General features: G+C 62.7%; 5 protein-coding genes. 4 read left to right on the top strand and 1 reads right to left on the bottom strand.

Annotation, left to right across the window (positions count from 1 at the left end; all coding sequences use genetic code 11):
• The first annotated feature begins 159 nt into the window (after nt 1-159).
• The 4 genes from metH to ACIPZF_RS19170 all read left to right on the top strand — a co-directional run bounded on the left by metH (nt 160) and on the right by ACIPZF_RS19170 (nt 6,886).
• On the top strand, nt 160-3,867 hold the full coding sequence (gene metH / locus ACIPZF_RS19185; RefSeq protein WP_400802112.1) for a methionine synthase: 3,708 nt from the start codon (nt 160-162) through the stop codon (nt 3,865-3,867).
• A gap of 171 nt (nt 3,868-4,038) precedes the next feature.
• Complete coding sequence (locus ACIPZF_RS19180) at nt 4,039-4,257, top strand: DUF2970 domain-containing protein (RefSeq protein WP_400802111.1); 219 nt, start codon at nt 4,039-4,041, stop codon at nt 4,255-4,257.
• 498 nt (nt 4,258-4,755) lie between these two features.
• Nucleotides 4,756-6,408, top strand: a complete 1,653-nt coding sequence (locus ACIPZF_RS19175; protein WP_400802109.1) for a nitrite/sulfite reductase — start codon at nt 4,756-4,758, stop codon at nt 6,406-6,408.
• Nucleotides 6,392-6,886, top strand: coding sequence for a DUF934 domain-containing protein (locus tag ACIPZF_RS19170; protein ID WP_400802107.1), 495 nt, complete (start codon nt 6,392-6,394; stop codon nt 6,884-6,886). The genes ACIPZF_RS19175 and ACIPZF_RS19170 overlap by 17 nt, the downstream gene beginning before the upstream one ends.
• A gap of 42 nt (nt 6,887-6,928) precedes the next feature.
• On the opposite strand, the gene ACIPZF_RS19165 is transcribed toward ACIPZF_RS19170, so the two are convergent.
• A complete protein-coding gene (locus tag ACIPZF_RS19165) occupies nt 6,929-12,220 on the bottom strand; it encodes an NEL-type E3 ubiquitin ligase domain-containing protein (protein ID WP_400802106.1) in 5,292 nt (1,763 codons plus the stop codon).
• Nucleotides 12,221-12,363 lie beyond the last annotated feature (143 nt).

Raw genomic sequence — 12,363 nt, 5'->3', positions numbered from 1 at the left:
AAAGTCCTGGTTTTGAAAGCCATCACGTTTGCCTGGTCGTCCTTGGGTGCTCGGCGGCTCAACATGAACAGAATTCATGAAAATGGCCAATGCGCCTAAAAACCACGCAGTTTGATAAGATTGCGCACCTTCTGATATTTGCCCGACCAGGTAGTTCCTATGTCCGACCGCAGCGCTCGTCTCCAAGCACTCCAGCACGCACTCAAAGAGCGCATTCTGATCCTCGACGGCGGCATGGGTACTATGATCCAAAGTTATCGCCTCGAGGAACACGACTATCGTGGCACGCGCTTCGCCGATTGGCCAAGCGACGTCAAGGGCAACAACGACCTGTTGCTGCTCAGCCGCCCCGATGTGATCGCCGCCATCGAGAAGGCCTACCTCGACGCCGGCGCCGATATCCTCGAAACCAACACCTTCAACGCCACGCAGATTTCCCAGGCCGACTACGGCATGGAGTCGCTGGTCTACGAGCTGAACGTCGAGGGCGCGCGCATCGCCCGCCAGGTAGCCGATGCCAAGACCCTGGAAACCCCGGACAAGCCGCGCTTCGTCGCCGGGGTGCTCGGCCCGACCAGCCGCACCTGTTCGATTTCCCCGGACGTCAATGACCCCGGCTACCGCAATGTCACCTTCGACGAACTGGTGGAAAACTACATCGAGGCCACCCGCGGCCTGATCGAGGGCGGCGCCGACCTGATCCTGATCGAAACCATCTTCGACACCCTCAACGCCAAGGCGGCGATCTTCGCTGTGCAGCAGGTGTTCGAGGACGACGGCATCGAACTGCCAATCATGATCTCCGGCACCATCACCGACGCCTCGGGCCGCACCCTGTCGGGCCAGACCACCGAAGCCTTCTGGAACTCGGTGCGCCACGCCAAGCCGATTTCCGTGGGCCTGAACTGCGCCCTCGGCGCCAAGGACCTGCGCCCATACCTAGAAGAGCTGTCGACCAAGGCCGACACCCACGTTTCGGCGCACCCCAATGCCGGCCTGCCGAACGCCTTCGGTGAATATGACGAGACCCCTGCCGAAATGGCCGCTGTGGTCGAGGAATTTGCCGCCAGCGGCTTCCTCAACATCATCGGTGGTTGCTGCGGTACCACGCCGGGCCACATCCAGGCCATTGCCGAGGCCGTGGGCAAGTACAAGCCACGCGAAATTCCGGAGATCGCCAAGGCTTGCCGCCTGTCGGGCCTGGAGCCGTTCACCATCGACCGCCAGTCGCTGTTCGTCAACGTCGGTGAGCGCACCAACATCACTGGCTCCGCCAAGTTCGCCCGGCTGATCCGCGAAGAAAACTACACCGAAGCGCTGGAAGTCGCCCTGCAGCAGGTCGAAGCCGGCGCCCAGGTGATCGACATCAACATGGACGAAGGGATGCTCGACTCCCAGGCTGCCATGGTCCGCTTCCTCAACATGATTGCTGGCGAGCCGGATATCTCCCGCGTGCCGATCATGATCGACTCGTCCAAATGGGAAGTGATCGAGGCTGGCCTCAAGTGCATCCAGGGCAAGGGCATCGTCAACTCGATCTCCATGAAGGAAGGCGTCGAGCAGTTCAAGCACCACGCCCGCCTGTGCAAGCGCTACGGCGCCGCCGTGGTGGTGATGGCTTTCGACGAGGTCGGCCAGGCCGACACCGCCGCGCGCAAGAAAGAAATCTGCCAGCGCAGCTACGACATCCTGGTCAACGAAGTGGGCTTCCCGCCGGAAGACATCATCTTCGACCCGAACATCTTCGCCGTCGCCACCGGCATCGAAGAGCACAACAACTACGCCGTCGACTTCATCGAGGCCTGTGCCTACATCCGTGACCACCTGCCCCATGCGCTGAGCTCGGGCGGTGTGTCCAACGTGTCGTTCTCGTTCCGCGGCAACAATCCGGTGCGTGAAGCCATCCACTCGGTGTTCCTGTTCCATGCCATCCGCAACGGCCTGACCATGGGTATCGTCAACGCCGGCCAGCTGGAGATCTACGACGAGATCCCGGCCGAGCTGCGCGAGAAGGTCGAGGACGTGGTGCTCAACCGCACGCCGGAAGGTACCGACGCCCTGCTGGCCATCGCCGACGACTACAAGGGCGGCGGTGCCACCAAAGAAGTCGAGAACGAGGCCTGGCGCTCGCTGCCAGTCGGCAAGCGCCTGGAGCATGCCCTGGTCAAGGGCATCACCGCGCACATCGTCGAGGACACCGAGGAGTGCCGCCAGCAATGTGCGCGCCCGATCGAGGTCATCGAAGGCCCGCTGATGAGCGGCATGAACGTGGTTGGCGACCTGTTCGGTGCCGGCAAGATGTTCCTGCCCCAGGTGGTCAAGTCGGCGCGTGTGATGAAGCAGGCCGTTGCCCACTTGATCCCGTTCATCGAAGCCGAGAAAGGTGACAAGCCGGAAGCCAAGGGCAAGATCCTCATGGCCACGGTCAAGGGTGACGTGCACGACATTGGCAAGAACATCGTCGGCGTGGTGCTGGGCTGCAACGGCTACGACATCGTCGACCTCGGCGTGATGGTGCCGGCAGAGAAGATTTTGCAGACCGCCCGCGACGAGAAATGCGACATCATCGGCCTGTCCGGCCTGATCACCCCGTCGCTCGACGAGATGGTCCATGTCGCCCGCGAAATGCAGCGCCAGGGCTTTGAACTGCCGCTGATGATCGGTGGCGCCACCACCTCCAAAGCGCATACCGCGGTCAAGATCGAACCGAAGTACAACAATGATGCGGTGATCTACGTCACCGACGCCTCGCGCGCCGTTGGCGTGGCCACTCAGTTGCTGTCCAAGGAGCTCAAGCCTGGCTTCGTCGAGAAGACCCGCCAGGACTATGTCGAAGTGCGTGAACGCACCGCCAACCGCAGCGCCCGCACCGAGCGCCTGAGCTACGCCCAGGCCATGGCGGCCAAGCCAAAGTACGACTGGGCCAGCTACCAGCCAGCCGTGCCTTCGTTCACCGGTGTCAAGGTGTTGGACAACATCGACCTGCGCACCTTGGCCGAATACATCGACTGGACCCCGTTCTTCATTTCCTGGGACCTGGCTGGCAAATTCCCACGCATCCTCACCGATGAAGTGGTCGGCGAAGCGGCAACATCGCTGTACAACGACGCCCGCGAAATGCTCGACAAGCTGATCGACGAGAAGCTGATCAGCGCCCGTGCCGTGTTCGGTTTCTGGCCGGCCAACCAGGTGGGCGAAGACGATATCGAGGTCTACGACGACAATGGCCAGCCCCTGGCCACCCTGCACCACCTGCGCCAGCAGACCATCAAACCGGACGGCAAGCCGAACTTCTCGCTGGCCGACTTCGTGGCGCCGAAAGAAAGCGGTGTCACTGACTACGTTGGCGGTTTCATCACCACCGCGGGGATCGGCGCCGAGGAAGTGGCCAAGGCCTATCAGGACAAGGGCGACGATTACAGCTCAATCATGGTCAAGGCCTTGGCCGACCGCCTGGCCGAGGCCTGCGCCGAGTGGCTGCACGAGCAGGTTCGCAAGGAGCACTGGGGTTATGCCCGTGATGAGCACCTGGACAATGAGGCGCTGATCAAGGAGCAATACAGCGGTATCCGCCCTGCCCCGGGTTACCCGGCCTGCCCGGACCACACCGAGAAGGAAACCCTGTTCCGCCTGCTCGATGGCACGGCGATCGGCGAGACTGGGCCGAGCGGCGTGTTCCTGACCGAACACTTTGCAATGTTCCCGGCGGCGGCGGTCAGTGGTTGGTACTTCGCCCACCCGCAGGCGCAGTACTTTGCCGTGGGCAAGGTCGACAAGGACCAGATCGAGAGCTACAGCGCGCGTAAGGGCCAGGACGTCAGTGTGAGTGAGCGCTGGTTGGCGCCGAATCTGGGCTACGACAGCTAAACGGTTCTGGCCTCTTCGCGGGGCAAGCCCGCTCCCACAGGTACCCCACTGGTTTCAAGATCAGTGGGGTACCTGTGGGAGCGGGCTTGCCCCGCGAAGAGGCCGGCAAAGCCAACATTCATGGCATTGCCTACACTGTCCCTGATTGCCTCCGATTACCCAGGAGCCACCATGGACGACTCAAGCCAAGGCAAGCCCCCCACCTTCTGGCAGATGCTGCACAGCATCCTCGCCGCCGCCTTTGGCGTGCAGAGCGGCAAGAACCGCGCGCGCGACTTCACCCATGGCAAGGCCAGCCACTTCATCGCCCTGGGCACGCTGTTCACCCTGGTGTTCATCCTGGTGCTGGTGGGCCTGGTGCAACTGGCCATGCACCTGACTGCCCGCTGAAACGCAAGCCGCCCGCGCAATTCCCTTGCGCGGGCGGTTCAGGTTGCTTCACGGTCTGCAGGTAAGGGCCCTACTGATGGCTGACCCAATACACGGCGGTGACCACCACCAGAACGATCAGGCAGAGGATCGCCCAGGCATCGACACTGCTGTCAGCTTTGCGGGCCTTGGTTGAGTTTCCCATTGCATTGCCTCTTGTAGTGGTTATTGGAATGCACTTCACACCCAGCAGTTAAGACGAGCAATGCCCTTTGTTCAAGCAGGGTCTTTCTCCATCGCGTTCAATTTATACGCCACGGGCATCGGCTGAAATGCTCGGCCATCAGCACTCCCGTAACGAACAAATGCCAGTCAGTCTCACTTAGTCCGTTTGGTTCTTTTCATATGCAAAAACATCACTTTAGCGCATAAACCCAACCTGATATCGTTTGCCGGCTCCGAACCGGAGTGCGCGGCCGTGCGCGCGAATAGCTGCATGCAGCCTGAGACAGGACTTTTATGTACGTATACGACGAGTACGATCAGCGGATCATCGAGGACCGCGTCAAGCAGTTCCGTGATCAGACCCGCCGCTACCTGGCCGGTGAGCTGAGCGAAGAAGAATTCCGCCCTCTGCGCCTGCAGAACGGGCTCTATATCCAACGTTTCGCCCCGATGCTGCGCGTTGCCGTGCCCTATGGCCAACTGAACGCCCGCCAGGTCCGCACTCTGGCCAAGATCGCTCGCGACTACGACAAGGGCTACGCCCACATCTCCACCCGCCAGAACGTGCAGTACAACTGGCCGGCGCTGGAAGACATCCCGGACATCCTCGCCGAGCTGGCCACCGTGCAGATGCACGCCATCCAGACCAGCGGCAACTGCCTGCGCAACACCACCACCGACCAGTTCGCCGGTGTTGCCGCCGATGAAATCATCGACCCGCGCCCGTGGTGCGAGATCGTCCGCCAGTGGACCACCTTCCACCCGGAATTCGCCTACCTGCCACGCAAGTTCAAGATTGCGATCAACGGCTCGAAGGAAGATCGCGCGGCCATCGAAGTGCACGATATCGGCCTGGAGCCGGTGCGCAACGCCGCCGGTGAGCTCGGTTTCCGCGTGCTGGTCGGCGGTGGCCTGGGCCGCACCCCGGTGGTCGGCTCGTTCATCAACGAGTTCCTGCCATGGCAGGACCTGATCAGCTACCTGGACGCCATTCTGCGCGTGTACAACCGTTACGGTCGCCGTGACAACAAGTACAAGGCGCGGATCAAGATCCTGGTCAAGGCGCTGACCCCGGAAGTGTTCGCCGAGAAGGTCGAGGCCGAAATGGCCCACCTGCGTGGCGGCAACACCACCCTGACCGAGGACGAAGTGCAGCGCGTTTCGCGCCACTTCGTCGACCCCGAGTACCTGGCCCTCGACAACGTCGACTACAGTGCCCAGGACGCCGAAGCCCCAGGCTTCGCCCGCTGGCGCTCGCGCAACACCCGCGCCCACAAGCGCCCTGGCTACGTCGCCGTGACCCTGTCGCTCAAGCCCACCGGCGTTGCCCCGGGCGATCTGACCGACAAGCAGCTGGACGCCGTGGCAGACCTGGCCGAGCGCTACAGCTTCGGCTTCCTGCGCACCTCGCACGAGCAGAACATCATCCTCGCCGACGTCGAGCAGCGCCAGCTGCACGCGCTGTGGCTGGAGCTGCGCGAGGGTGGCTTCGCCACGCCGAACATCGGCCTGCTCACCGACATCATCTGCTGCCCAGGTGGTGACTACTGCTCGCTGGCCAACGCCAAGTCGATCCCGATCGCCGAATCGATCCAGCGCCGTTTCGACGACCTGGACTACCTGTTCGACATCGGCGAAATCGACCTGAACATCTCCGGCTGCATGAACGCCTGCGGCCACCACCACGTTGGCCACATCGGCATCCTCGGCGTGGACAAGAAGGGCGAAGAGTTCTACCAGGTGTCCCTGGGCGGCAATGCCGCGCGCGACGCGAGCCTGGGCAAGATCCTCGGCCCGTCCTTCGCCCAGGAGGCCATGGCCGACGTGATCGAAAAGCTGATCGCCGTGTACGTGGAACAGCGTACCGAGGAAGAACGCTTCATCGACACCTACCAGCGTATCGGCATCGACCCCTTCAAGGAACGCGTCTATGCAGCGAATCATTAAGAACAATCAGATCGTCGACGAAACCTGGCACCTGCTGCCCAAGGAAACCACCCTCGACGAGCTGACCAACTGCGACGACTACATCGTCCCGCTGCACCTGTGGCGTGACCACGCCCATGTGCTCAAGGCCCGCGACGGCGGCCTGGGCGTGTGGCTGGACAGCGATGAGGAAGCCGAGGAAATCGGTGAAGACGTGCAGCACTTCCAGGTCATCGCCCTCAACTTCCCAGCCTTCACCGACGGGCGCAACTACTCCAATGCGCGCCTGCTGCGCGACCGTTACCAGTACAAGGGCGAGCTGCGCGCCATCGGCGACGTGTTGCGCGACCAGCTGTTCTACCTGGCCCGTTGTGGTTTCGACGCCTTCGCCATCCGTGCCGACAAAGACCCGGAAGATGCTCTGCAAGGGCTCAAGGACTTCTCGGTGACCTACCAGGCCGCCACCGACGAACCGCTGCCGCTGTTCCGCCGCCGCTGACCTTGTCAACCGTGGCCCACGTCCTGTGGGCCACGGTAACCTTCACGCTCTGCGGTTGGTGGGTTTTCTGCTCGCCGTCAACGGCCCCTCCTGCCCCTCCTCCCTCTGCGCCAACTGCCGGTTCAGGGCCTCACGCACCCGCGCCATGATCTGCTCAGTTAGCAGGTTCTGCTCCAGATTGACTGACTGCGGGTGGGCCTCGACCCAATTGAGCTCCGCCTCATTGAGCGTTGCAATACGGTTCGCCCGTAAATCGACGACCATATCAGGATGCCGTTGCAGCAGCGCCAGGGGAAGCGCGCGCAAACCGGTGGCCCGCAGCGACAAGAAGCTCAGCTGCACGTTGTAGCGCAGCCGGGGTGCGCTACCCAGCCGGTTGCCTTGCAGGCTGAGGATCTGCAAGCGGGAAAACCACTCCAAGCGCAACTCGCCTTCGGCATCCAGGGTGATGAGATTGTCGTCCAGGAACAACTGCGTCAGCCGGCCCAGGCCATTCAACTGCTCAGGCACCGCGAGCAGGCGATTACCGCTCAAGTTGAGAATACTGAGCTGGCCGAGACTACCCAGGCTGCGCGGCGCCACACTCAACTGGTTGCCACGCAACTGCAGGTTCTCCAGATTGCTCAGTTGCCCTACACGGTCAGGCAAATCCATGAGCTGGTTGAACGACAGATCCAGGCTCGTCAGCTGAGTCAGACGTTCGATGCCCGGTGGCAGGTCTTGCAACTGATTGCCGCTGAGGTACAGATCAGTCAGTTGGCTCAGGTGCTCCAACCCGGTGACCGCTTCGAGCAGATTGCCCCCCAGGTTCAACCTGCGCAACTGCGGCAGAAACTCCAGCCCGTCAAGCGAAACCAGCCGATTGCCGGAGATGTCGAGATCGTCCAGATTAGGAAAACGCCGCAGGAAATCCGCGTCGATAATCGAAATCTGCTGATTGCGCAAAGACAATGTGCGCATCCGTTCGAACGTGATACCCGCAGGCAGTCTGGGCAGTGAGCTGATGCTCAGGCCGTGCGCAGATGAGGCGGCTGTTGGCCGCTCATCGGTGTAATTGGACTGCCAGGTCCTGCGCAACAAATCTGCGACGAACGACCGCCCTTCGTATTCTGGCGCTTGCGGCGTTCCGCGCCAGGTATCCAGGCTCACATTCAATTGCCGAGACAGATAGGTGAACGCGCGGGTGCCAGGCCCAGACGGCGAGTTGAGCCGGTACCAGCTCCAGCCATTGCCTCGCGCCAGGTTCAACGCCAGCATATGCTCCTGCTCTCGCCGCTCGGCAACGATCTGGTTCACCGGCCCACTGGGGGCATGAGCCTCTCCAGGTAAGGGTTGCAGTGCCGCCAGCCGGGCACTGAAGGTTTGGCGCAGGGCGGCGAATTGATCGGCGTAATGGACACGAATGAAGTCCTGCCAGAACGGCTGCCGCGCCAGGAAGCGGCTGAGGGCGCCAGAGGTCTCGGCCTCGTACACCGCCGCCTCGGCGTCGGCCAGGTCGCCAACCTTCACACGCTCGACGTGCCCCAGGTTCATGTAGGTCGGTTGACCATAGATGTTCAGCGCATCTGCCAGCCCCACACGAAACGCCAGGTAGATATCGTTTGCCTCAACAGGGCCAGGCCGCTCCGGCAAGTTATCGATGTGCCAGGCGGCAAACCGGTTGACCTGATCGAGTCGAAACAGCTCCCGCCCCAGGTCGCGCAACTCACGCTCCAGGCGCCGCCCCCTGAGCCCTTCGGTGCGCAACGCCACCTGCAATCTGACCACCAGCGCATCGAGGTCGGCACGCCCGCGAGGTACCGCAGCCTCCCGAAAAAGCATATGGCGGACCCGGGTGCGGGAGAACATGGTTTCAAGCAGTTCGCCGACTCGGCGCCGCATGTCACGCGCTTGCAGCGCGAACTGTTCGCTCTGCAGCAATTCATCGAGCAGGGCGAAAAAAGCCTGGCTCTCATCTTCTTCGGCCAATGCCTCCCATAACCGACGACGGCGTTGGCTCTGGGCGTCGGATAACCCCTCCAGCCACGGCGCGATCCCAGTGGGCCTTTGACCGACAGGCAGCTGCGGTTCGGCCTGCAAGCGCTCCAGCGTGGCGGACGATAATGGGTTGCCCTGCCAGTGCACTCGACCAGCATTAGCCTGTAGCAGCGCAACCTGTTCAGGATTGAGCTCGACGATGCGGTTGTTGCGCAGGTCGATCAGCTCCAGCGACGCTTGGCGCAGCAGCGCCGAGGGTAGCTCAGTGATCAGGTTGTTGCTCAGGCGCAAGGTCTGCAGCTGCGGCATACCTTCAAGGCCAGGTAGCGAAGCGAGGCGGTTACCCGTCAGGTCCAACTCGACCGCGTTCGGGAACCGCGCCAGAAAGCCTTCATCGAGGGTTTCGAGCTGCAGATTACGCATTCGCAACACCACCACATGCTCGAAGCTCACCAACGCTGGCAGCGTCGGCAGCGTCGACAACCTTGAGTTTTCCAGGGCCAACACCGCGTGCCCCTCGCCGTCGTCAAGGCGTTGCTGCCAGGCACGGCGAATACGCCGGGCCATACGGGTACGCCTGAGCAACTGGAATGGTCCGGAGGACTGGCGCCGCCATTGTCCCAGGGCATGATCGAGCGCGTGCAGTTGCTCGCACAAGCGCAAGTAGTAGTTCCAGGGCGACAATCCCCGGGCCTGGGCGCGAGCGGCAAAACCTTCGATGGCGCTGTCGTCGTAATCCGGGAACAGCCGTAGCAGGCCGCGTCGCAGCGCGCGATCACTGCTTTCGCCGCGCCCGCTCAAGGGGTAGCCCAGGCGGCCATCGGCAAGCCTGTGTGGTGGCCTGAAGCGCTGCCGGGCCGGCGCCATGCCCAGCAGCTCGAAGCCCCGTGCACGCTGCTCGCTGGCCCACGACGACACCCGCTCGACCAGTCCGTCGGCATCTATGCCAGCAGGCCCCAATACACGCCGCTGCCATGGGTCGAGTTGCAGCAGCAGCGCCTGGAACAAGCTATCTCTGCTGCTGGAAGAAGGCAGTGGTTGGCCATGCCCATCCAGCGCCTGATAGCCCGTGTCGGTTTTGAGCACCGTGCGCACGTCCAGCGCCGCCTGCGGGCCGCTCGTGGCTGTTCGCTCACCGGCCAAGGAGCCTTGACGCACTTCGATGCGCACAGCGCGCCAAGGCGCATGGTCGGCGATAAGGCCCAACGCCAACCGCTCGCTATCGGCATTGATGGCCGCGGCCTGACGCAGCCCCGCGCAGGCGCGGTCCAGGCGTGTTTGCCGAAGGTTTTCGCGCGCCTGCTCGGCGAGAAAAAGCGGCACACGTTGGCGAGCCTGCATGGCTTCTACCAGGTCCGGGGGCGCCTGCTCGATGATCTCCCGCGCAGCATTGACCGACAGCCCGGGGAAATCGCGGCGCAGCAGGTCTTGCAGCGCTGTGGTCTGCCCCTGCTGCGCCTGCAGGTGCACCTCGAAACCTTCGTCGCGCAACCAAGGCAACTGCTCGTGGAGCTGATGACGCTGCACGGCATCCTGCAGGCGGGCCGGTGCTTTGGCGTGATCCACGTGCAGACGCCGCAGGTGCCCCTCGGTGAACCCGGTTGCCTGCAATGCATGCTGCGCGGTGCGCTCCTCGAGCTGCGCCCATTCACTGGCCAAGTCCTGCAGCATCGCCAATGGCCCCTGCCAGGTTTGCGGCGTCTCGAATTCATGCTGCCAACCGCCGCCATCATTACCTTCCAGCACGGGTGCGTAAGCGTCGGCACGGGTCGGGTGGCGGATGCGCCGCTGCTGTGTTTCAACGTCGAGGTAGGTTTCATGGCTGGCGAGGGGTGTGCGCAAGTAGTCCTTGCCGTTGTCGTGGGTCAGTTCACCGACGCCGCCTCGATCTTCGACGGTGTACCCCGGCAGGCTTGGATCGATGAGCTTGAGTGTGTGGCCTGCGCCCATCACTGGCACCAGCTCATCGACCTTGACCGACCGGGCCAGCCGGTGCGAGGCAGCGCCTGCGCCAATGTTGACAGCCGTCATGATCAGGTCTTCGGCTACCGAATACACATGCTCCAGCGCTCCCTGCCGGTCGCCCAGGCTCCAGTCGGCGTAGCCTTCATAGACCTCGTTGGCCACCTGCAGGGCGTTGATGCCAAGCAGCGGCAGGGCCAGCACCGGCAGGGCGAAACTGGCCAGCCCCAGCAGGTCAAGACCGAAGCTCAGAAGAAAATGCAGCCGCCTGTCGCGCACCTGCGCATCCACGTCCGCGGTGGGTCGCGCGTGCACCTTGGCGTTGTCCAGCCAGGTGTCGATCTGCTGCTTGCGCAGGTGCTCGAACAACGGTAATTCGATATGCTCAAAGCGCCCATCGAGCTGGACCGGCACATCCTCGCCAAGGCCCTGCAACGCGTTGTTCAGCGCGAGCGTGTATGCCTGACGATCACGCTCGGCAATGAAACGTTCAAAGAACGCGGTGTACCGGGGTAGGCGAAACTGTTTGCCCAGGGTCAGGAACAAGGTGGGCCATGAGGCGTACCAGGTCAGTGGACCGTGCGGATCATCCGGGATCCAGCACAGGATGCCTTGCAGCGGTTCACCTGCCGGGCGCAGCTCGAAGGCCACCGCGCCACGCACCACCTTGCCGAAGACGCGCAGGGCCTTGGGTTGCAACCCGGTGATTTGCGCAGGCTTGTTGGACACCATGGCCACCAGCGCAAAGCATTGGGCGTAGGCATGCTCGGCGATTTCGCCATTGACCAACGACTGGCGTAAAGCCGCCTCGAAATTGGCGCGAAACCCTTCTTCGAGCAGCGCCTCGACCTGCCGGCCCGCCTCCCCGTCCGGTGTCAGCTGAGCCTTGAGGTAGGCCTGATAGCGCCCTCCCACATCGAGCGAGCGGCACAGGTTCATGAAGGCCTTTGGCGCAAGTGTGACAGGCCGCCGCCGCGCATCCTGCACGACGGTGCCGCGGTGTATTTCAAGGGCAGAGGTTTCATGCTCGGTAAAGTTATGCAGCGCGCACGCCAGCAGGCTGTACTCGAACACCTGCCCCGTGACCCCATCCGGAATTTGTGCGTTATAGGAGGGGAAGCGCTGCAGGGTTCTGCGCCGCAAAAGCGCCTGTCGAACATCCAGGTTCAACTGGTAGCCATCTTGCAGGGCTTGCTGCAGCAGCGGCGCGGCAAACGCGTCCAATGGCGTGATTCGTGCCAACAGGCCGTGAATGTCGTGCTGTATCTGTTGCTGCCAGCGCTGGCTTTGGTGCAGCGCACGAAGCGTGTCCAGCGATGTGGCGGTCAACCAGGCAGGCAAGCGACTGGCAATCAAGGCATCGGTAGAATCTTCGGAGAATGGCAATTGAGGCATCGCGGGCTTCCTGGGGCCAAAGCGGCGATTGCATCACTGCGTGTTGAGGCGATGGAGGTAACTATTGCGCCGGCTGGCCGGCATTCAGGTTCCAGGCGGCCCTGCCGATAACCAAGACTACATCCACAGACCAGTAAGGAAGC

It is taken from the genome of Pseudomonas sp. NPDC089752 (genome assembly GCF_044748725.1).
Taxonomy (GTDB): Bacteria; Pseudomonadota; Gammaproteobacteria; order Pseudomonadales; family Pseudomonadaceae; genus Aquipseudomonas.
Note: the sequence above shows the minus strand (reverse complement) of the source record. Positions and strands in the feature narration are given on the sequence as shown.